This is a genomic window from Nocardioides sp., assembly GCF_034670285.1.
Classification (GTDB): domain Bacteria; phylum Actinomycetota; class Actinomycetes; order Propionibacteriales; family Nocardioidaceae; genus Nocardioides.
Genome location: NZ_JAXMNS010000012.1, coordinates 1 through 21,115, shown reverse-complemented (window position 1 = coordinate 21,115; position 21,115 = coordinate 1). Strand labels below are relative to the sequence as shown.

Sequence of the window (21,115 nt, the reverse complement as noted above, 5' to 3'; positions counted from 1 at the left end):
TGGTGGCCGACCAGCCCCTCGACGCCCTCGGTCTCGCCACGGTCGTGGGCTACCCCTCCGAGGAGGTCGCGGACGCGCTGCGCGCGCTCGCGGGGGAGTACGACGAGCAGGGCCGCGGCTTCGAGCTGCGCAACGTCGCCGGTGGGTGGCGCTTCTACACCCGCGAGCAGTTCGCACCGGTCGTGGAGAGCTTCGTGCTCGAGGGTCAGCAGGCGCGCCTCACGCAGGCCGCGCTCGAGACGCTCGCGGTCGTGGCCTACCAGCAGCCCGTCTCGCGTGCTCGCGTCTCGGCCATCCGCGGCGTCAACGTCGATGGCGTGATGCGCACCCTGCTGACCCGTGGCCTCGTGGAGGAGGCCGGGCGCGACGGCGAGCACGGCGCCACGCTCTACCGCACGACGAGCTACTTCCTCGAGCGCATCGGCGTCAGCTCGGTCGAGGAGCTGCCCGAGCTCGCGCCGTACCTGCCGAACATGGAGGACCTCGAGGACGAGCTGGCCGAGCTGACCGGACTGGCGCAGACGTCGTCGCACTCCGCCGAGCAGCACCCCACCGAGCACCCCACCGAGACCCCCAGCGAGACCCCCAGCGAGACCCCCAGCGAGACCCCCAGCGAGACCCCCAGCGAGGACCACACGTGAGCGACCACCTGGCCACCGACGAGGACGGCCTGATCCGTCTGCAGAAGCTGCTGGCGCAGTCGGGAGTCGCCTCGCGACGTAAGTGCGAGGAGCTGATGCTCGACGGAGAGGTCGAGGTCGACGGCGAGATCGTCACCCGCCTCGGCACCAAGGTCGACCCGCGCGTCGCGGTGATCCGCGTCTCGGGTCAGCGGCTGCCTCCGATCTCCGACCACGTCTACCTCGTGCTCAACAAGCCGCGGGGCGTGGTGTCGACCATGTCGGACCCCGAGGGGCGCCGTACCCTCACCGACGTGCTGGCCGAGGCCCGACCCGACGCCCCTGCCAACGAGCGGCTCTTCCACGTGGGTCGGCTCGACACCGACACCTCGGGGCTGCTCCTGCTCACCAACGACGGCGACTTCGCCAACAAGATGGCCCACCCGTCGTACGAGGTCGACAAGACCTACGTGGCCGAGGTCGACGGCCTGGTGTCGAAGGAGACCGCCGAGCAGCTGCTCGCCGGCGTCGAGCTGGACGACGGCCCGGTGGCCGTCACCCGGGTGCGCATCATCGCGGCCACGCGCGCCAAGTCGATCGTCGAGCTGGTCATCCACGAGGGCCGCAACCGCATCGTGCGGCGGCTCCTCGACGAGATCGACCACCCCGTGCGCAAGCTCACCCGCACCGAGCTCGGCCCGATCGACCTCGGCCAGCTCAAGGCCGGACAGCTGCGCGAGCTCACCCTCGACGAGCTGGGAGCCCTGCTCGACAGCGTCAGCATGTGAGGCGGGGGCGGAGCCTCACCACGCGCCACTAGGCTGGGCGACATGTCAGTACGCGCAGTCAGGGGAGCCACCCAGCTCGACGAGGACGACCGCGAGCAGATGCTCGAACGCGTCTCCGAGATGGTGCTCGACGTCATGGCCTCCAACGGCCTCGAGGTCGACGACTTCATCTCGGTGATCTTCACCGCCACCTCCGACCTGGTCAGCGAGTTCCCGGCGTACGCCGCGCGCCAGCTGGGCTTCGGCGAGGTGCCGCTGATCTGCGCCCGCGAGCTCGAGATCGCCGGCTCCATGCCGCGCGTGGTGCGGATGATGGCTCACGTCGAGACCGACCTGCCGCGCGCCGAGATCACCCACGTCTACCTCCACGGCGCAGCAGCGCTCCGCTCGGACCTCACGCGGGTCCGCTCGGTGCCCGACGCCCGCTGAGGCGCGCGGGTCCCGCTCACCGGTTCGCACCGGTAGGATCTGCGCCCGTGAATGCACGCGATCTGACCGGGCCATCGGCGCCGACGTCATCCTCTGGATCCCTCGGCCTCGTCGGGATGGTGGTGGCCGTCGACGGCACCTCCGGCTCCGGCAAGTCCAGCACCTGCCGCGGAGTCGCTGACCGCCTCGGGCTGTCCTACCTCGACACCGGCGCGATGTTCCGCGCCGTGACCTGGTGGATGCTGAGCCAGGGGGTCGACGTCCACGACGCCGCCGCCGTCGCGGCGAGGTGTCACGAGCCGGTGCTGCTCGCGGGCACCGACCCGACCGACTCGACCATCTCGGTCGACGGCATCGACGTGGCCGTGCAGATCCGCTCCGACGAGGTCAACGCCGCCGTCTCTCCGGTGAGCACCGTGCCGGAGGTGCGCACCCGCCTGCTCGACCTGCAGCGCGCCATCATCACCGAGCACACCACCGCGGGCGGGATCGTCGTCGAGGGCCGCGACATCGGCTCGGTCGTGTGGCCCCAGGCGCAGGTCAAGGTCTACCTGACCGCCGACCCCGCCGCCCGCGCCGCCCGTCGAGCCCTCGAGGCCGGCGGGGGAGACGTGAGCGCCACCGAGGCGTCGCTGCGCGAGCGTGACCGCATCGACTCGGGCCGGGCCACGGCTCCGCTCGTGATGGCCGACGGCGCCGCGCAGCTCGACACGACGTCCTACACGCTCGACGAGGTGATCGGACTGCTCGCCGGCCTGGTGGAGAGCGCCGCCCAGGAGGTGCGGTGACATCGGCGCACGGTGAGCACCCGCGCACCGACGCCGTACGACGCCCCCGTCGCTGGCTGCTGAGCGCAGCCCGCCCCGTCGCCTCCTGGTTGATCCGGCGGCGCTACCGGGTGGACGTCATCGGGGCCGACCTCGTGCCGGCCACGGGGCCGGTGATCCTGGCTGCCAACCACATCGGCCTCATCGACGGACCGCTCGTGGCGGTCTACTCGCCGCGACCGGTGCACGCGCTGACGAAGATCGAGATGTTCAAGGGTGTCCTGGGCCGATGCCTGCGGGCGACGGGTCAGATCCCGCTCGACCGGTTCCACACCGATCCGGCCGCGGTGAAGTCGGCCGTGCGCGTCCTGCGTGACGGCGGGGTCGTCGGCGTCTTCCCCGAGGGCACCCGTGGATCGGGCGAGCTGGAGCGTTTCCACCGAGGTGCCGCCTACCTCGCGCACGTCACCGGGGCGCCGGTGGTGCCGGTGATCATCTTCGGCACCCGGGAGCCCGGCGGCGCGAGTTCGTCGCTACCGCGCCGACGTGGGACGATGACCGTTGTGTTCGGTACGCCGTACACCGTCGAGCAGGCCGCATGGCCGCGGACGCGCGCGCACGTGGGCAACACCTCCCGCCTGCTCCGTGACCGGATGCTCGCCGACCTTGAGGCCGCGCGTCGCAGCACGGGCCTCTCCCTGCCCGGGCCACTGCCCGCGGGGCAGCACGAACTGGACCCCGGCGGGGGCATCACGGAGAAGTCAGCATGAGCAGCACGCCGATCGACGACCACCACTCTTCCGACCCGAGCGACGAGCCCCAGGGCCCGGTGCCGGTCCTGGCCGTCGTCGGCCGCCCCAACGTGGGCAAGTCGACCCTGGTCAACCGCATCATCGGACGCCGCGAGGCCGTCGTCGAGGACGTCCCCGGGGTCACCCGTGACCGCGTCTCCTACGACGCCCACTGGAACGGTCGCTCCTTCACCGTCGTCGACACCGGTGGCTGGGACCCCGACGCCCGTGGACTGGCGCAGCGCATCGCCGCTCAGGCCGAGATCGCCGTCACTCTCGCCGACGCCGTGCTGTTCGTCGTCGACGCCGCTGTCGGCATCACCGACGCCGATGCCGAGGTCGTCAAGATCCTGCGTCGCTCCGGCAAGCCCGTCGTCCTCGCGGCCAACAAGGTCGACGACCAGCGCACCGAGGCCGAGGCCTACGGGCTCTGGAACCTCGGTCTCGGCGAGCCGGTGCCGGTCTCGGCGCTGCACGGTCGTGGCTCGGGCGACATGCTCGACGCCATCCTGGCCGCACTGCCGGAGCCGCCCGAGCGCCGCGAGAACCAGGTCGGTGGACCGCGCCGCATCGCCCTCGTCGGCAAGCCCAACGTCGGCAAGTCGTCGCTGCTCAACAAGCTCGCCGGTGAGGACCGCGTCGTCGTCGACAACGTCGCCGGCACCACGGTCGACCCCGTCGACGAGCTGATCACGCTCGGTGGCAAGGCGTGGCGCTTCATCGACACCGCCGGCATCCGCAAGCGGGTCAAGGAAGCCTCGGGGCACGAGTATTACGCCTCGCTGCGCACCACGACGGCGATCGACCGGGCCGAGGTGGCCGTGCTGGTCGTCGACGGCGGGCAGTCGCTCTCCGAGCAGGACCTGCGGATCATCCAGACGATCCGCGAGGCCGGCCGTGCGATGGTCATCGCCTTCAACAAGTGGGACCTCGTCGGTGAGGAGCGCCGCTACTACCTCGACCGTGAGATCGAGCGTGACCTCGTGCAGGTGCAGTGGGCGCCGCGCATCAACATCACGGCGAAGACCGGCTGGCACGTCGACCGGCTCGTGCCGGCGATCGAGAAGGCGCTGGAAGGCTGGGAGACGCGCATCACCACCGGTCAGCTCAACAACTTCCTCGGTCGTCTGGTCGCCGAGCACCCGCACCCGGTGCGCAGCGGCAAGCAGCCCAAGATCATGTTCGCCACCCAGGCCACCACGGCACCGCCGACGTTCGTGCTCTTCACCTCGGGCAAGCTCGAGGCCGGCTACGAGCGCTACATCGAGCGGCGTCTGCGCGAGGAGTTCGGCTTCGTCGGCACGCCGATCGTGCTCGAGCAGCGGGTGCGGGAGAAGCGCAAGCGCAAGTAACGCCCCTCGTGGGCACCGGGAGGACCCCCGCTTGACCCGGTCGAACATGTGTTCGATCATGGTGGGGTGTCCACCCGTCCCGCGATCGCGCTCGATCCGACCCGTTCGGTCGTCGACCAGCTGCGCGAGCGGGTGGCCGCGATGGAGCGGCGGCCGGCTCGCGAGTCGATCGCGACGCTCCCGGCCCTCGCGGAGGTCGCCCCGCTGACAGCCGGCTCGACGTACGGCGTCGACTCGGCCACGTTGGCCCTCGCCATGGCTGCCGGGGCCTCTCAGGCGGGCGAGTGGGTCGGTTTCGCCGGGTGGTCCGACTTCGGCGTCGAGGCCGCTGCCGGACTCGGCATCGAGCTCTCGCGCACCGTCCTGGTGCCCGACCTCGGCGAGCACTGGCTCGAGGTGACGGCCGCGCTGATCGACGTCCTCCGAGTGGTGGTGATCCGACCGCCGGCGGTGGTCGATGCCCGCGCCGCCGAGAAGCTGGAGTCGCGACTGCGCACGCGCTCGGGGGCGCTCGTGGTCTGGGGCCAGTGGCCGCGCTGCGAGGCGCGACTGAGCCTCGAGCACTCGCGGTGGAGCGGACCGCAGAGCGGCGCCGGCTGGCTGGGGGAGCGCTCGGTGTCGGTCGTCGTCCGACGCGGTGAACGGGTCGTGCAGCGCGCCGACCTCACCGTCGCCGCCGGCCTCGAGCTCGTCGTCCCGTCCCCGACCTCGCTGCGACGAGCAGTGACATGAGGGTCCTGGTCGTGTGGTGCCCCGACTGGTCGGTGGTGGCCGCGGCAGCGCAGGCCGGCCTGGGTCGCTCGGAGCCCGCAGCGGTGGTCTCCGGCAACCTCGTGGAGGTGTGCAACGCAGCAGCACGGGCGTCGGGGGTGCGTCGTGGCATGCGTCGTCGTGACGCGCAGAGCCGGTGTCCCGGCCTCGCCCTGCTGCCCGCCAACGACGAGCGCGACGCACGCGCCTTCGAGGCGGTGCTCAGCGCCGTCGAGGAGCTGCGACCCGGTGTCGCCTCCCTGCGGCCGGGACTGCTCGCCGTCCGGGCTCCGGGCGGTTGGTTCGGCACCGAGGCCAACGCTGCCGCGACGATCTGCGAGACCCTCGTGGAGGGAGGGGTGCCCGACGTCCGGCTCGGGGTGGCCGACGACCTCTTCACCGCCGAGCAGGCCGCCCGCTCGGTCGACACCCAGGCCTGGGAGGTCGTGCCCGCCGGAGGCTCGGCACGCTTCCTGGCGCCGCTGCCGATCGACGTCGTCGCCGCCGAGGGCGCCGAGGGGCGCGACGCGGTGAGCCTGCTGCGCCGTCTCGGCCTGCGCACGCTCGGCGACCTCGCGGCGCTGCCCGGAGACGCCATCGAGGCCCGGCTGGGCCGCTACGGCGCCTCGGTGTGGCGTCGCGCCCGCGGCGAGGACCCGGCGCTCTTCGCCGCACGCAGCGCCCCTCCCGAGCTGGAGGAGCAGGTGGTCTTCGAACCGCCACTCGACTCCGCCGAGGCGGTGACCTTCAGCGTCCGCACCACGACCGAGCGATTCGTCGCCGGGCTGGCCGCCCGTCAGCTCGTCGCCACCGGGGTGCGCATCGAGGTCGAGTCGGAGGGGGTCGTCGTGTCGGCCCGCACCTGGCTCCACCCACGCTTCTTCGCCCCGCGCGACCTCGTCGACCGGGTGCACTGGCAGCTGCAGTCGGCAGAGATGGGCGGTTCGCTGCGAGCCCGCAAGGAGTCGGGGGGCATCTCGGCCCCGGTCGAGCTGGTGCGTTTCGTGCCCGACGCCGTCGAGCCCGCCGCCGCGCACGGGGAGGCGCTGTGGGGCGGCGGCTCCGACGACCGGGTCGAGCGGGGTGTCGCGCGCGTGCAGGCGATGGTCGGCTTCGACGCCGTACGACGCCCGGTGCGGCAGGGTGGGCGGAGTCCGGCGGCGCGTCACGCCACCGTGACGTGGGGCGAGAAGGCCGTCGACCTGCGTCCCGTCGACCGTCCTTGGCCTGGCTCGGTGCCGGGACCGGCACCTGTCCGGGTCTTTGCCGAACCCCCGTTGGCCGAGGTGGTCGGCGACGACGGCCGCGTGGTCGCGGTCTGCGAGCGCGGTCTGGTGAGCGCGGAGCCGCGACGCTTCCGACTCGCTCGGCCCGACGGCACCGGGGCACTGCTGCCCTGGCAGCCGGTGTCGGCCTGGGCGGGTCCGTGGCCGTGCGACGAGTCCTGGTGGTCCGGGGGCGCCGGGCTCACCTCGCGCTTCCAGGTGGTCGGGGCTGACGGACGCGCCTGGCTCCTGGTCTGCCGTGAGACCGGCTGGTCGGTCGAGGCGGGCTACGACTGATGGGGTGGAACAACCCGGCCATGAGCTGGTCCGAGCTCGAGCGTCGGCTCAGTGGTCTGCCCGGTGCTGACGACGGTCCGGTCTCGCGTCGCAAGCCCGGCCCCTCGACCCGCGCCATCGAGGCGCCGCGCGAGGTCACGCCGTACGCCGAGCTGCACGCCCACAGCCACTTCAGCTTCCTCGACGGCGCCAGCTCGCCGGCGGCCATGGTCGAGGAGGCCGTGCGGCTGGGGCTGCACGCGTTGGCGATCACCGACCACGACGGGTTTCACGGCGCTCCATTGCTGGCCGAGGCGGCTGCGGTGCACGGCCTGCGCACGGTCTACGGCGCCGAGCTCTCCCTGGGTCTCAGCGCGCCGCAGAACGGCGTACCCGACCCCGAGGGCACCCACCTGCTGGTGCTGGCTCGTGGGGTGGAGGGCTACCACCGCCTGGCCGGGGCGATCACCGACGCCCACCTGCGCGGCGACGAGAAGGGTCGGCCGGTCTACGACCTCGATGAGCTGGGGGAGCGCGGGCGGGGTCACTGGGTGGTCCTGACCGGCTGCCGCAAGGGCGCTGTGCGTCAGGGACTGGCCAACGGCGGGCCCACGGCCGCGGCAGCTGCGCTCGACCGGTTGACGGGTCTGTTCGGGCTCGAGCACGTGCTGGTCGAGCTGTCCCCACGCCCGGGATCCGATGCCACCAACGCCGCGCTGGCAGGTCTGGCCGGCACCCACGGCCTCGACGTCGTCGCGGCGGGCAACGCCCACCACGCCACCCCGGCGCAGCACCGGCTCTCGTCGGCGATGGCAGCCATCCGAGCGCGGCGCAGCCTGGCCGACCTCGACGGCTGGCTGGACCTCTCCTCGGCGAGCCACCTGCGCAGCGGGGCGGAGACGGCGCGCGCCCTGGCGCCGTACCCCTCGGCGGTGCCGCGCAGCGTCACGCTGGCCGACGAGCTCGCCTTCGACCTGCGCAAGGCCTCGCCCGGCCTGCCCAAGCAGATGATCCCGCCCGAGCACACCCCCGACTCGTGGCTGCGGGTGCTGGCCGAGCGTGGGTTCGCCGAACGCTATGCGCACACCCCGCACGCCGCCGTCGCGCGGGAGCGACTGGAGCACGAGCTCAAGGTGATCGCGGAGAAGGACTTCGCGGGCTACTTCGTGATCGTGCACGACATCGTGGCCTTCGCGCGGGGTCGCGGGATCCTGTGCCAGGGGCGAGGGTCGGCGGCGAGCTCGGCGGTCTGCTTCGCGCTGGGCATCACCGCGGTCGACGCCGTCTTCTACCGGCTGCCGTTCGAGCGCTTCATCTCCGCGCACCGCGACGAGGAGCCCGACATCGACGTCGACTTCGACTCCGACCGGCGCGAGGAGGTGATCCAGTGGGTCTACGACACCTACGGACGTCGCAACGCCGCCCAGGTGGCCAACGTGATCGCCTACCGACCGCGGATGGCGGTGCGCGACGCCGCCAAGGCGCTGGGCCACTCCCAGGGACAGCAGGACGCGTGGTCGAAGCAGATCGACGGCTGGTCGAGCCTGCCGGCTGCCGGGACGCTCGACATCCCTGAGCCCGTGGTGTCGTTGGCCGACCAGCTGCTGGGGGCGCCGCGGCACCTGGGCATTCACTCGGGCGGCATGGTGCTCACCGAGCGCCCGATCGGCGAGGTGTGCCCGATCGAGCGAGGCCGGATGGACGGCCGCACGGTCCTCCAGTGGGACAAGGACGCCTGCGAGACCATGGGGCTGGTGAAGTTCGACCTGCTCGGGCTGGGGATGCTCGGCGCGCTCGACCACATGATGCAGCTGGCCGACGAGCACCTGGGGGAGCGCTGGACCCTGGCGACGATGCCGAAGGAGGAGCCGGCCGTCTACGACATGCTGTGCCGCGCCGACTCCGTCGGGGTGTTCCAGGTCGAGAGCCGGGCGCAGATCGGCACGCTGCCGCGCCTGCAGCCGCGCGAGTTCTACGACCTGGCCATCGAGATCGCCCTGATCCGTCCAGGGCCGATCCAGGGTGGGGCCGTGCACCCCTACGTGCGGCGCGCCACCGGCAAGGAGGCGGTCACCTACGACCACCCCGACCTGGTGCCGGTGCTCGAGCGCACGCGCGGGGTGCCGCTCTTCCAGGAGCAGCTGATGGCGATGGCTGTCGCGCTCGGTGACTGCAGCCGCGACGACGCCGACCTGCTGCGCCGGGCGATGGGGTCCAAGCGCGGGGTGGAGCGCATCGAGTCGATCCGCGAGAAGCTCTATGCCGGGATGGCGCGGCGCGGCATCGTGGGCGACAAGGCCGACTCGATCTACGTGAAGATCCTGTCGTTCGCCAACTTCGGCTTCGCCGAGTCGCACGCCCTGAGCTTTGCGCTCCTGGTCTACGCGAGCTCGTGGTTCAAGCTGCACTACCCGGCGGCGTTCCTGGCCGCGCTCCTGCGCAACCAGCCGATGGGCTTCTACTCACCGCAGTCGCTGATCGGCGACGCCCGTCGTCACGGGGTGGAGGTGCGGCGCCCTGACGTGTCGCGGTCAAGGGCGCGGGCCGGGCTCGAACCGTTGGGTGACGAGGAGTCGGTGGAGTCGACCGGGCTGGGGGAGTGCTGCCGGCCGTCCTTCGAGCGGGTCGAGTGGGTGGCGGGGACCCCCGACCCGGTGCCGGCCCACCGACGCGACGGAAGGCTCGCCGTACGGCAGGGACTCGACTCGGTGCGCGGCATCGGCAGCGACGTGGCGCTCCGGATCGTGGCGGCCCGCGAGGAGTCGCCGTTCGTCGACGCGACCGACCTGTCGCGACGCGCCGGCCTGACCTCCGACCAGCTCGAGGCGCTGGCGACGGCCGGGGCCTTCGACTGCTTCGGCCTTGGACGTCGAGAGGCGCTGTGGGCGGCGGGGTTCGCCGAGAGTGCCGATCACCTGGCCGGAGCCACGCCCGCGCCGGCCGCGCCGACGCTCCCGGGGATGAGCCCGGAGGAGATCACCCTGGCCGACCTCTGGGCCACCGGCACGTCGCCGGAGAATCACCCGATCGAGCACCTGCGCGACGACCTACGGCGTGCGGGCATCCGCTCGGTGGCCGACCTCGCCACGACCGAGCCCTCCCGACGGGTGCACGTGGGCGGTCTCATCACGCACCGCCAGCGACCAGGCACCGCGCAGGGCACGACCTTCCTCAACCTCGAGGACGAGACCGGCATGCTCAACGTCATCTGCTCGATCGGGGTGATGAAGATCTACCGGCAAGCGGCCCGCAACAGCGTGGCCGTCGTCATCCGGGGGATACTGGAGCGATCGGACGGCGTCACCAACCTCGTCGCCGACCGGGTGGTGCCGCTCGACACCGTGATCCCGGGGGCGGGCGCAGCACTCCAGGCACGTCAGTCGTCGCGCGACTTCCGCTAGCTCTGCATCTGGTGCCACCAGGCGTCAGCAAACGCACACCTAGTGCGTCATGTCGCAGATGCAGCTGGGAGCGGAGCCGATTCGGACTGCCGCGAAGGCCTGCGGTAGTGTTCGGCTCGCCTTGCGGATGACCTTCGTGGTGACTCGCGGGCTTCGGGCTGTAGCGCAGCTTGGTAGCGCACTTGACTGGGGGTCAAGGGGTCGCAGGTTCAAATCCTGTCAGCCCGACCGAAGTAACAGCAGGTCAGAGCGGGTATCGGACTCATCCGGTGCCCGCTCGCTGCGTCTCCAGGGGTCAACCTGACACAGGTCCCGTAGCCAACTCGGTCGGGGGTCCCCCCAGGCGTGCAGGAGCGATAGCGTCGGGCCATGGAGCAGACTTGGTACGACGCCCGAGGCACTGCCACCGCCTACGTGTCCCAAGACGGCAAGACGATTCATCTGTGGAACGGACGAGTGGTCGCCTACCTGACGGACGACAGGCTGTATTCATGGCAACGCGGTCGCAACCTCGGATGGTTCGTCGATGGCGTTGTGTACGACGGACGTGGGAAGCGAGTGGGCTTCTCGGAGTCTGCGTGCCCGGTGCCCGTGATCGCTGTGCCGGTGAAGAAGGCAAAGACGAAGCCAGGTCCCAGAGGGCCCAAGGCTGGTGCTCAGACGCGCCCGGCGCTGTCCACGGCCACGTCTGACCTGGCTTTCGGTGCCTTCTTGCAAAGCTAGGGTCGACCACCTCGGCGCCGTCGGGCAGCCCGACACGCTGGACACGTCGGTACGGTCGTGGTCGTGATCACCGCTGCCGACCAGCTTCTGCACATCACCACGATCTTTCACGAGCCGGACCTCGACCGTTATCCGCGGGCGGCTCAGATCCTCGACCGTTTCCCCGACGCTGAGCGTGTCGAGGTGACGTCGCACCAGGACATCCCCGGCCTCTACGGCAACGCGGGCAACGTGCGCGACTGGGTGCGCAACAAGCGCAGCGTGCTCGTCCTCGGGGCGAAGAAGAGCCTCGTGGCCAGACCCAACGGTCGCTCCAGCGACTTCATCGCCCCCTCGACCGCCAACGGCTGCGCCATGGCGTGCTCCTACTGCTACGTGCCGAGACGGAAGGGTTTCGCCAACCCCATCACCGTGTTCGTCAACATCGATCAGATCGTCGCCTACCTGGACCGTCATGCGAGCCGGCAGGGGATGAAGCTCGAGCCCAACCAGTGCGACCCGACTGACTGGGTGTACGACATCGGCGAGAACGGTGACTGCTCCGTCGATGCCTTGATCTCCGACAACGTGCGCGATCTGGTGGACCTCTTTGCGGGGCTGCCCGGTGCGAAGGCGTCCTTCGCCACCAAGACCGTCAACCCTGAGCTGCTCGACTACGACCCGCGGGGTGGGACGCGCATCAGGTTCTCCCTGATGCCGCAGGACACGAGTCGGCTGGTCGACCTGCGGACCGCCTCGATCGCCGACCGCGTGGCGGCCGTCAACGACTTCGTCGAAGCCGGCTACGAGGTGCACCTCAACTTCAGCCCGGTGATCGTCCACGACGGGTGGTTGGAGGACTGGAGCAACCTGTTCGACCACGTCGACGCGGTACTGACCGCCGAAGCCAAGCAGCAGCTTGCCTGCGAGATCATCTTCCTGACCCACAACGCCGGGCTGCACGAGGTCAACCTCAGGTGGCACCCCCGCGCCGAGGACCTGCTGTGGCGCCCCGAGCTGCAGGAGAGCAAGCGCAGCCAGAGCGGTCAGTCGAACGTCCGCTACCGCTCTGGAGCCAAGCGCACCTACCTGACGCAGTTCACCGACCTGCTCGAGGCGAAGCTGCCCTACTGCCGTGTCCGGTACGCCTTCTAGCCAGACAGCACGGAGGCGGTCCCCGTCACGATGGGGACCGCCTCGCTGCGTCTCAGCGATCTCGTTCGGGGAGAACGTCCTTGATGGCGTCGATCACCTTGGCGAGGCGCGGCTTCGCGTCTCCGCCGTCGGACCAGGCGGGGTCCTGAGGCAGGGGACCCATCGCGTCGGCGTGCTCGGGCTCACCCGTCCGGGGCGCGAGGGAGCGGCGGATGGCGTCGTCCAGCCCGACCAGCTGGTGCTCGGGAGGGAGCAGCGCCTCGCGGAAGTCGTCGTCCGCGATGACCATGTCGTGGTGCAGGCTCTCGACCAACGCCTCGACCGTCGGCGTCGGCACGTCGGTGAGCCCGCCCACCAGGGTGCCGACGAGCGCGGTCGGGAGCAGCGGCACCTTCATCTGGGGACGCTCGAGCCCGGCGTGCTGGGTGTAGGAGTCGAGCAGTGCGCCGTAGCGCAGCTTGTCCGGGCCGCCGACGTCGAAGTGTCTCGTCGGCCCTGAGTAGTCGAGGGCGCCGACCAGTGCGTCGAGCACGTCGACCACCGCGATGGGCTGAACCATGGAGTCCATCCAGGCAGGCACCGTGTGCACGGGCATCCGCTCGCTGACCTGCCGGATGATCTCGAACGACGTCGACCCGCTGCCCAGGAGCACCGCGGCCCGGAGCACGACCACAGTCGCGGGGACCTCCTTGAGGATGTTCTCGACCTCGCGTCGCGACGTGATGTGCTCGGAGAGCTCGGACTCCTCGACGTCCGGGACGAGGCCCGAGAGGTAGACGATGCGCTCGATCCCGTGCGACTTCGCGGCGTCGGCGAAGTTGGAGGCTGCCTTGCGATCGGTCTCGGCGAAGTCGTCGCCACCCATCCCGTGGATCAGGTAGTATACCGCCTCGACACCGTTGCAGGCGTCAGCGACCTGGTCGGCGTCCAGAGCGTCCATGACGACTGTCTCGACGCGGTCGCTCCACCACGGCTGCTCGCGGTCGGGGTGCGACGTCGTGGTGCGTACGTCGTGGCCACGGTCGAGCAGCAGCGGCACGAGCCGTCCGCCGACGTAACCAGTTGCTCCGGTCACCAGGATCTTCAACTCGTCCTCAGCTCTGTGTAGGGAGGGGTAGGGAGGTGCTCCCGGGCCGGGAGCGGCGCATGCCCACCGCTGCGTGCGCGAGATCGTAGTCCAGATGACGCTGATCCCCTCCTCGTCTAGCGTCAAGGTCGTTCCGCGAGTTCGTAGTGACAACGAAAGGCGCCATCGATGACGGCTGACCCGCAGGAGACCTACCTCGACCTGGCGGACCCGGACTTCGACGTGACGTCGAGCGCCGTGCACGAGGCTCGTGACAACGAGTGGTTCGCCCAGACCCCCTACGGGTTCGCGGTTCTGCGCTACGCCGAGGCCAGTGCTCTGCTGACGGACCGTCGGTTCCGCCAGGGCAACGCACGCTGGCCTGAGCAGAACGGCATCGAGGATGGACCGTTCTTGAAGTGGTGGCAGGAGGTGCTGCTGAGCCTCGAGGGCGACGACCACGCCCGCCTCCGCCGGCTGCTGGGGCCGGCCTTTCGGCGCAAGGCCATCGAGCAGCTGCGCCCGGAGTTCCAGCGGATCGCCACCGAGCTCGTCGAGCAGTTCGCGCCCCGAGGCGAGGTCGAGCTGATCACGGAGTTCGCCGAGCCCTACTCCGCGCGGATCCTGTGCCTCTTGCTCGGGCTGCCCGAGGCGGAGTGGCAGCAGGTGGCCTACTGGGCCGACGACCTGGGCAAGTCGTTCGGCATCCGGGTGAAGGACGACCTGCCCCGCATCGAGGCCGCGCTGGCCGGACTCACCGAGTACGTCGAGCAGGTGGTCGACGATCGCGCAGCCCAGCCCCGCGACGACCTGGTGACCACCCTGCTGCACGCCCAGGAGCAGGACGGCCGGCTGAGCCGTGACGAGCTGGTGGTGGCGCTCGTCTTCCTGGCCTTCGCCGGCATGGAGACCACGCGCAACCAGATCGGTCTGGCCGTCCAGACGTTCCTCCGCCACCCCGCCCAGTGGCAGCTGCTCGCCGACCGACCCGAGCTCGGCGCGGCCGCGGTGGAGGAGGTGATGCGGGTCAACCCGACCGTCACCTGGGTGACCCGCGAGGCCATCGTCGATGTCGACCTCAACGGACTCGCCCTCCCGGCCGGGAGCATCGTCCAGGTGTTGTCGCACTCGGCAGGCACGGACCCGTCGGCCGTCGCCGACCCTGAGTTCGACATCGCACGGGCCTCGGAGCGTCCTCCGCACCTGGGGTTCGGGGGAGGGGTGCACCACTGCCTCGGGCACTTCGTCGCCCGCACCGACATGTCCGTCGCGCTGCCGCTGCTGGCTGCTCGGATGCCCGACGCCGTCGCGGCCGGCCCCGGCCAGTGGCTACCGGTCTCGGGCAACACCGGCGCCCTCAGCTTTCCGATCCGGTTCCGACCGAGCTAGGCGCGACGCCGCGCGCCGGTCACCTCAGAGGCGAAGGTGGCCGCCCTCTCGAGGGAGGCGGCGGCGACGTCCCACCAGGGGGCCCAGAGCTGCATCATGTGCAGCCCCTCGGGCTCGACGTGCAGGGTCACCGGCACTCCGGCCGCGCGTGCCGCCTCGGCCAGCAGGAGGCTGTCGTCGAGCAGGACCTCGTCACGGCCCACCTCGAGGAGCAGTGGCGGCAGCGACCCCAGGTCGGCGAGCAGGGGTGAGACCTCCAGGTCGTCGAGCGGCAGGTCGCCGAAGCACTGCCGCGCCAGCTCGGTGTCACCCTCGTCGTCGACCATCGGGTCGGACGCCTCGTTGCGCGCGCGGGTCGAGGACAGTCCGCTGCGGTCGGTGTTGGGGGAGAAGAGGATGACGCCGGCCACGTCGACACCTCGTCGCCCCAGCTCGAGCGCCGTCACCAGGGCGAGGTGGCCGCCGGCCGAGTCGCCGGCGAGCACGACGGGTCCGTCGGCCTCCTCGACGGTCGCCACGGCCGCCTCGAGCTGGACGGGCCAGGGGTGCTCGGGCGCCAGCGGGTACACCGGCAGGACGACGCCGAGACCGGTCGCCTCGGCCAGAGCCGCGCCGATCCGCTCATGGCTGCGTGGCGAGCCGAAGGCGTAGCCACCGCCGTGCAGGTACACGATCGTGCCGCCCTCGCCGGCGATGCTGATCGAGTCGTACGGCGTGCCCGGCGCGTGGTCGCCCAGCACCAGCTCGGCGAAGGCTCGACGTCGCGCCTCCGGCCCGCCCTCGATGGGGTGCGCCGCGATGCGCGCGAGGATCGCCTCGCGCTCGATCGAGCCCTGGAAAGGGCCCTCGAACGGACCGGCCACGTCAGTCGGTCGCCAAGGATCGCACGGTCTTGGTCAGTCCCTCGGCCGTCTTCTCGAGGAAGACGATCTCGCCGAACTCCACGTGCAGCCAGGCGTCAGCGTCCTCGGTGAGCGGCTCGGAGGCGAAGATCGCCGACGTGGGCTCGTCACCGTCGGCGTCCAGCTCATAGGTGCCCTCGTAGTCCAAGAAGTTGCGGCCAGTGAGGACGTACATGGGCTCCCACAGCATCGAGAGCGCATGGTCGTCGCTGCCGGCCTCCGACGTGCGCAGCTCTCTCCAGTCGCCGGTCACCTCGGTCTCCCCGTGGTGGCCCGCGCCGAAGTTGACCCCGATGATCCGCCCGGGCGCGACCAGGGCGATCTTCAGCTTGGTCAGCGCCACCAGGTCGAGCGTCTTCATCGCCTCGAGCAGGACCTGCAGGAGCTTCTCGAAGCCGCGTTGCACGTCGTCGTCGCTGTCGCCCTCGAGCAGGGAGAGCAGCAGCACGTAGAGGAACTCGGTGTCGGTGGTGCCGCGCATCTGCTCGAGGTACTCGTCCTTGCAGTGCGCCAACAGCTCGCGCTGCAGCAGGGTCCAGCTCGGCAGGGCGCCGTTCTGCGCCATGATCCACGGGGTTCCCTTGTAGGCGAACGGGTGGCAGTTCTCGTCGGCCAGGACGGTTCCCGCGTTGTAGGACGCCGCCCGCACGTGAGCCAGCATCGTGCTCGTCTGGAGGCTCGGGATGATGCGCTCGGCGTTGTCGTCGTAGAAGGCCGCCATCGGACGTCGGTAGAGTAACGGCTCGTCGGGCTTGAGCAGGTGCTCGCTCCACACCCCGAAGCCCCACCCCGCGAGCTGTAGGAGCGGGTGCCGCTCAGGATCGAGCGACTGGTTGATCAGGCTGTTCTCCGGCTTCAGGAGCAGGCTCTCGAGCGGGATCTCCGGGCCGATGTAGGCAAGGACGCGACACATGGGACTTCCTCACTCGGCCAACGGCCTGAAGGGGCTGGCCCAGTCAGTTGCTGGCGCCAGGCGGGGACCTGCCGAGCATGGCCCGACGGCCGACCTCTCAAACCCCACAGATCAAAGAATCTAGGGTCGACCTGACCCGATCGTGCCATGCCGCTGGGCCGATCTCGTCCTAGTGTGGACGGTCCCCTCGCAACCATTTCCTCCAGCAGGAAGGTATCGAGATGGGTCGAGACAGGAATCGGGTCCCGACGTCCGGCCGCACGATCTCGGTCGACCGTGCCCAGTTCTACTCGGGCACGAGGCTGGCGCTGCTGCACCAGCTCGCGCGTCCCGGGCTGAGCCCGGACGACGTCGACGTCACCGACCTGCTGGACTCCCTGGGCATCCCGGTCGGGATCACCTTCGACGTGATCCGTCCGGCCGACCTGGTCGCGCTGACGGTCGTCGCCACCGAGTGCGACCTGGTGGGCGGAGACGGCACCGCGGTGCTGCGACCCCGCGAGGGTGCGACCGCCCTGCTCGTCGTGACCTACCCGTTCCAGCACCTTCTCGAGGAGGCGCGCTTCGAGCAACAAGCACCCCGGGCAGGTCCCGACGGAGAGGTGCACCCGGATCCTGACCCGTCCGTGCTGGATCCCGACCCCGTCTTCCCGCGCGTGCAGTTCCTCCCCGCGCGATCCTCGCGGGTCGTCTTCGTGATGGACGGCGACATCGAGTTCTCCCGAGCCGGGGTGCTGGCTGCGATGGGTCGCCTCGAGCTGGCCGTCCACGCCCACGCCACGCCGGGAGTGCCGCTGCGCCCCGGGCTCAGCCAGCCGAAGTGGGGGACTGACCTCGTTGGCCCGGTGCACCACCTCGGCAGCGGGCTCGTGCTCCAGCAGACCCCGACCGGGCCGATGATCGGCAAGGCAACTCGCGACCTGCTGCGTCAGGCGCCGGCGCCCGATCCCGCCACGACGGCAGGCCGCGCACAGCTGCGCGACTCCATCGCGAGGGCCCAGGCGATCCTGTCTCGACAGACGCCCACGGTGGTCCCCGGCACCAAGATCCCGGAGGACTCCATCTTCCGGCCCGGCGGCGCCCTCGTGCCCGACGTCCTGGTCCCCCCTGGATTCTCGCGCCGCAAGCTCAGCAAGCCGGCGACCGGCAAGGAGACGGCGATCGAGGCGCCGTTCCGGCTCCAGATGTCACCGAGCGTCGTGTCGGGGTGGGCCCACGCCGTCGACCCGGTCGCGGCCTCGGACACCGAGCACCACGTCGAGCTGTGGCACAGCCGGCTGGCGTTGCGCACCTCCGACGGGAGCGTCGACGAGCGATCCGGCTCGGGCCGCACCGTGCGCGCGGTCTGGGCCCGCGACCGCGACGGGGTCACCGGCTGGGAGGAGCCCGACCTGCCACCGGCGCTCGAGCACGGCAACATTCCGTTCATTGCCTCGCTGGACCGCGCGGATCGCCACATGATCGTGCGCCAGACCGCCGAGACCTGGACGAGGGGCGGGCCCGGCAACCCGGCGATCACCCCGGCTCCGGTCGAGGCCGAGCAGCTCTGGCTCTCCAGCCTCGGCGCCTGGCTCGACCTGCACGGCGCATGGGATGCCGAGCACTACTCGAAGCAGGAGATGGAGGCGATCCTCAACTGGGACCACATCGCGCCGATGGGCCGTGACCAGTTCGTGCGAGTGACCTACCCCGGCTACCTGTTCCCGCTGGGCCACAACGCCACGCTGGTCAAGGTCACCGAGCGGAAGATGAAAACCGTCGCGCCGTCGGTCGCCGCGCTCTACCAGCGGATGTTCATCGTGGTGAACGAGCGCTTCCGGGTCTATCCGGAGTCCCAGGCGAACTGGCCGTTCGGTCGCGTCGACGTGCTCCCGCTGGTGACACCCGCGATCGACCAGCCGGAGCCCCCGAGTGCCCAGAGCAGCTACTTCTGGCCGACGATCGGGAAGGTCGATCTCCCGTGGCGGCTGGACGCGCAAGACCGGGAGGGTCGCCCGGTGCGGCTGAACACCCCGCTGATGTGGGTCGCCTCGTCGTTCCGGGGCGACGGCGACCGGCCCAAGGTCGAGGCTGCCTACGCAGGCTCGGTCCACCGCCACCTCGACGCAGCCGGGCAGAAGGTCTCGTTCGTGCCGCGGGGTCCCGGCAACCCGGACGTCGACCAGGTGACCGAGACGATCCACCTGCACGGCACGGCCCTGGAGGACGGCGGGTCGACACCGCGGATGACGGGGGCCCGGGTGCGCATCGACGCCGTCGAGCAGCTCTCGCCGGTGGGTGGCGTCGACATCGCCTACGACCCGACGTACGTCGATCAGGGAGCGGGCACCGGGCCGGGTCAGGTCTGGGCGCTGACGGTGGGCGACGCTGCCGACCTCAACCCCACCCCGTCGGCACCGACGAAGGTGGAGTTCGGCGGTGCCGGAGCCGGCAGCGACCAGGCAGGCGGGTTCCTGACCCCGAGCCTCCCGGTGCGCGGACTGTCCCGGGACGGCGGTCCGATCGGTGACCCCGCAGGCGTCGCCGCCGGAGTGTTCAAGCCGGCTGCCTTTCTCGCGGGGGTGCTGCCCAAGCTGTTCGGCCTGATCCCGCTCGACGAGCTCATCGCGGGTGCCGCAGAGGCCGTAGGCCTCGACCAGGCACCGAAGATGGTGAGCGAGACGCTGGGCCGCATCGCGCGTCTCCACGCCGACGTCCAACAAGCCATTGACGCCGCCTCCGACGCAATAGCCCGCGCGCAGACGCAGGGCGCAGCGATCGTCGCGAAGGCGGAGGCGGTGAAGGCTTCGGCCGAGGCGGTGCGTGACCAAGTGGACGACCTGCTCGACGACCCGTCGGTGGCAGCCGCGCACGACCTGGCAGCAGCGTTGACCCAGCTCGCCACCGACCTGCGTGAGCTGGCCGGTGACCTCCCGAACCCGCAGGTCACCCAGCAGCTGACAGCTCTGGCCGACCTGTTGGCCCAGAGCGCCACGATGATCGAGGAGGTCGCCGACGACCTCGACCTGATCGTCGGTCTGCTTCAGGACCCGAGCAAGCTCGAGGGCACCTTCCGCTACGAGTGGCGCCCGGCGATCCGCGACGACGTGATGGACGTCTTCCCCTTCCTCGAGATCACCGGCGACCATGACGACGTCCTTTCGCTCTGCGTGGAGGGGCGGGCCGGGGTCTCCGGTGCGCCCGCCGTGACCGTCACCGCAGAGATCCGTAACATCGCCCTGCTGCTCTTCGCCGAGGCGCCGCTGATGCGCCTCGAGCTGGACCACCTCTACTTCCGCTCGGGCAGTGCTGGAAAGACCGAGATCGACGCCCGGCTGAAACCGGTGGAGTTCCTGGGCGTCCTGGGCTTCGTGCAGACGATCCAGGAGCTGATCCCGCTCGACGGCTTCAGCGACCCGCCCTTCGTCGAGGTCGACGCCTCGGGTGCCCGAGCCGGGTTCACCCTCGCCATCCCGTCGGTAGCGGTGGGCGTCTTCAACCTCGCCAACGTCTCCTTGGGCGCGGACGTCGACGTGCCGTTCCTCGGCGGTGAGCTCACGGCCGGCTTCAACTTCTGCTCGCGAGAGAAGCCGTTCACCCTCACCGTGATGTGTCTGGGTGGCGGTGGTTGGTTGGCGTTGCGGGTCGCCCCCGACGGGCTCGAGGTGCTCGAGCTCGGTCTGGAGGCCACCGCCTGCCTGGCCGTGGACCTCGGCGTCGCGTCCGGCTCGATCTCCTGCTCGGTGGGGGTCTACCTCCGCCTCGAGGGGGAGGACGGATCGCTGACCGGCTACTTCCGGCTCCGAGGCGAGGTGGACGTCCTCGGTCTGATCTCGGCGTCCATCGAGCTCTACATGGAGCTCGTCTACAACATGAGCACCGGCAAGCTGATCGGCAGCGCCACCATCACGGTCACCGTCGACGTGCTCGTCTTCTCGGGCACGGTCAGCATCCACGCCGAGCGCCAGCTCGCCGGAGGCAACGGCGACCCGAGCTTCCGCGACGTCCTCGGCGCCGCCGACGGCACGTCGCAGTACTGGACCGACTACTGCGACGCGTTCGCGTGACGGGGGAACGAGCATGGTGACCGAGACCTACACCGTCGTGGCGTGCCCCTACTCCTGGAAGCCGGTCGGCACCGACGAGGGCGACCCGACCTTCCACGTCTCGCTCTTCGTTGCACCGCGACTGATCCCGGACGGCGAGCAGGGCCGACTCGACGAGTTCGAGCTCTTCGTGCGCTGGGGGCGGCTCCTGCCCGACCTCCACCTCGAGCTCGCCGACCAGCAGGGCCTCCTCGAGGCGCGTCCCGTGACCAGGCGCTTCGAGTCGACGTGGTGGGAGCAGCTGTTTCCCTCCGACACCCCGGTGGTGGGCAACGGGGTGCCGACGGCCTGGGCCGAGACGCCGTTCGACTGGCGCAGCTTTGACGCGCGGGCAATCGCCGATCTTGCGACGCACCACCAGGTGATCGCGGCGGCGAGCAGCCTCGTGGACCTGCCTGCGGCCTCGGAGAGCCCGCTCTTCGAGGCTCTCAAGAAGGACCTCGCGCCCGGCTACGTGGACGGCG

General features: G+C 70.7%; 17 protein-coding genes and 1 tRNA gene. 15 read left to right on the top strand and 3 right to left on the bottom strand.

Annotation, left to right across the window (positions count from 1 at the left end):
- Positions 1 to 2: 2 nt before the first annotated feature.
- From scpB to VOI19_RS01410, 12 genes are all read left to right on the top strand, one after another.
- Positions 3 to 641 (top strand): SMC-Scp complex subunit ScpB, encoded by a 639-nt coding sequence (scpB, locus tag VOI19_RS01460; protein WP_416366305.1) that lies wholly within the window; start codon positions 3 to 5, stop codon positions 639 to 641.
- A complete protein-coding gene (locus tag VOI19_RS01455) occupies positions 638 to 1,408 on the top strand; it encodes a pseudouridine synthase (protein ID WP_323791176.1) in 771 nt (256 codons plus the stop codon). The genes scpB and VOI19_RS01455 overlap by 4 nt, the downstream gene beginning before the upstream one ends.
- A 42-nt stretch (positions 1,409 to 1,450) precedes the next feature.
- Positions 1,451 to 1,837, top strand: coding sequence for a chorismate mutase (aroH, locus tag VOI19_RS01450; RefSeq protein ID WP_323791175.1), 387 nt, complete (start codon positions 1,451 to 1,453; stop codon positions 1,835 to 1,837).
- 47 nt (positions 1,838 to 1,884) lie between these two features.
- Complete coding sequence (gene cmk, locus VOI19_RS01445; protein ID WP_323791174.1) at positions 1,885 to 2,625, top strand: (d)CMP kinase; 741 nt, start codon at positions 1,885 to 1,887, stop codon at positions 2,623 to 2,625.
- The gene (locus VOI19_RS01440; protein WP_323791173.1) at positions 2,622 to 3,374 is read left to right on the top strand and encodes a lysophospholipid acyltransferase family protein; all 753 of its coding nucleotides are present in this window, start codon (positions 2,622 to 2,624) and stop codon (positions 3,372 to 3,374) included. The genes cmk and VOI19_RS01440 overlap by 4 nt, the downstream gene beginning before the upstream one ends.
- Entirely contained in the window at positions 3,371 to 4,747 is a 1,377-nt protein-coding gene (gene der / locus VOI19_RS01435) for a ribosome biogenesis GTPase Der (RefSeq protein ID WP_323791172.1), read from the top strand. The genes VOI19_RS01440 and der overlap by 4 nt, the downstream gene beginning before the upstream one ends.
- A 66-nt stretch (positions 4,748 to 4,813) precedes the next feature.
- Positions 4,814 to 5,479, top strand: coding sequence for a hypothetical protein (locus VOI19_RS01430; RefSeq protein WP_323791171.1), 666 nt, complete (start codon positions 4,814 to 4,816; stop codon positions 5,477 to 5,479).
- Complete coding sequence (locus tag VOI19_RS01425) at positions 5,476 to 7,059, top strand: DNA polymerase Y family protein (RefSeq protein ID WP_323791170.1); 1,584 nt, start codon at positions 5,476 to 5,478, stop codon at positions 7,057 to 7,059. The genes VOI19_RS01430 and VOI19_RS01425 overlap by 4 nt, the downstream gene beginning before the upstream one ends.
- The gene (locus VOI19_RS01420) at positions 7,059 to 10,439 is read left to right on the top strand and encodes an error-prone DNA polymerase (protein ID WP_323791169.1); all 3,381 of its coding nucleotides are present in this window, start codon (positions 7,059 to 7,061) and stop codon (positions 10,437 to 10,439) included. Before VOI19_RS01425 ends, VOI19_RS01420 begins: the two co-directional genes overlap by 1 nt.
- A 154-nt stretch (positions 10,440 to 10,593) precedes the next feature.
- Positions 10,594 to 10,667: transfer RNA gene (locus VOI19_RS01415), tRNA-Pro, on the top strand.
- 141 nt (positions 10,668 to 10,808) lie between these two features.
- Entirely contained in the window at positions 10,809 to 11,162 is a 354-nt protein-coding gene (locus VOI19_RS19345) for a 4-fold beta flower protein (protein WP_416366304.1), read from the top strand.
- Positions 11,163 to 11,225: 63 nt separating this feature from the next.
- On the top strand, positions 11,226 to 12,296 hold the full coding sequence (locus tag VOI19_RS01410; protein ID WP_323791168.1) for a spore photoproduct lyase family protein: 1,071 nt from the start codon (positions 11,226 to 11,228) through the stop codon (positions 12,294 to 12,296).
- 52 nt (positions 12,297 to 12,348) lie between these two features.
- On the opposite strand, the gene VOI19_RS01405 is transcribed toward VOI19_RS01410, so the two are convergent.
- Complete coding sequence (locus VOI19_RS01405; RefSeq protein WP_323791167.1) at positions 12,349 to 13,371, bottom strand: NAD(P)H-binding protein; 1,023 nt, start codon at positions 13,369 to 13,371, stop codon at positions 12,349 to 12,351.
- 180 nt (positions 13,372 to 13,551) lie between these two features.
- On the opposite strand from VOI19_RS01405, the gene VOI19_RS01400 reads away from it, so the two are divergent.
- Positions 13,552 to 14,751 (top strand): cytochrome P450, encoded by a 1,200-nt coding sequence (locus VOI19_RS01400; protein ID WP_323791166.1) that lies wholly within the window; start codon positions 13,552 to 13,554, stop codon positions 14,749 to 14,751.
- Here VOI19_RS01400 and VOI19_RS01395 read toward each other — a convergent pair.
- Together VOI19_RS01395 and VOI19_RS01390 are read right to left on the bottom strand one after the other, a co-directional pair.
- Positions 14,748 to 15,614, bottom strand: a complete 867-nt coding sequence (locus VOI19_RS01395; RefSeq protein WP_323791165.1) for an alpha/beta hydrolase fold domain-containing protein — start codon at positions 15,612 to 15,614, stop codon at positions 14,748 to 14,750. The genes VOI19_RS01400 and VOI19_RS01395 overlap by 4 nt on opposite strands.
- Before the next feature lies 1 nt (position 15,615).
- Positions 15,616 to 16,566, bottom strand: coding sequence for a class II glutamine amidotransferase (locus tag VOI19_RS01390; RefSeq protein WP_323791164.1), 951 nt, complete (start codon positions 16,564 to 16,566; stop codon positions 15,616 to 15,618).
- A gap of 221 nt (positions 16,567 to 16,787) precedes the next feature.
- Between VOI19_RS01390 and VOI19_RS01385 the strand changes: the two genes are divergently transcribed.
- A complete protein-coding gene (locus VOI19_RS01385; RefSeq protein WP_323791163.1) occupies positions 16,788 to 20,612 on the top strand; it encodes a hypothetical protein in 3,825 nt (1,274 codons plus the stop codon).
- Positions 20,613 to 20,625: 13 nt separating this feature from the next.
- Positions 20,626 to 21,115, top strand: a 490-nt coding sequence (locus tag VOI19_RS01380; RefSeq protein WP_323791162.1) for a hypothetical protein, incomplete at its 3' end; no start/stop codon positions are given.

What these genes read in the sequence shown, in the direction of transcription:
- VOI19_RS01425 (WP_323791170.1), top strand. Translation starts at nt 5,476, where the DNA reads ATGAGGGTCCTGGTCGTGTGGTGCCCCGACTGGTCGGTGGTGGCCGCG.
- VOI19_RS01385 (WP_323791163.1), top strand. Translation starts at nt 16,788, where the DNA reads ATGGGTCGAGACAGGAATCGGGTCCCGACGTCCGGCCGCACGATCTCG.
- VOI19_RS01420 (WP_323791169.1), top strand. Translation starts at nt 7,059, where the DNA reads ATGGGGTGGAACAACCCGGCCATGAGCTGGTCCGAGCTCGAGCGTCGG.
- aroH (WP_323791175.1), top strand. Translation starts at nt 1,451, where the DNA reads ATGTCAGTACGCGCAGTCAGGGGAGCCACCCAGCTCGACGAGGACGAC.
- VOI19_RS01400 (WP_323791166.1), top strand. Translation starts at nt 13,552, where the DNA reads ATGACGGCTGACCCGCAGGAGACCTACCTCGACCTGGCGGACCCGGAC.
- VOI19_RS19345 (WP_416366304.1), top strand. Translation starts at nt 10,809, where the DNA reads ATGGAGCAGACTTGGTACGACGCCCGAGGCACTGCCACCGCCTACGTG.
- der (WP_323791172.1), top strand. Translation starts at nt 3,371, where the DNA reads ATGAGCAGCACGCCGATCGACGACCACCACTCTTCCGACCCGAGCGAC.
- VOI19_RS01390 (WP_323791164.1), bottom strand. Translation starts at nt 16,566, where the DNA reads ATGTGTCGCGTCCTTGCCTACATCGGCCCGGAGATCCCGCTCGAGAGC.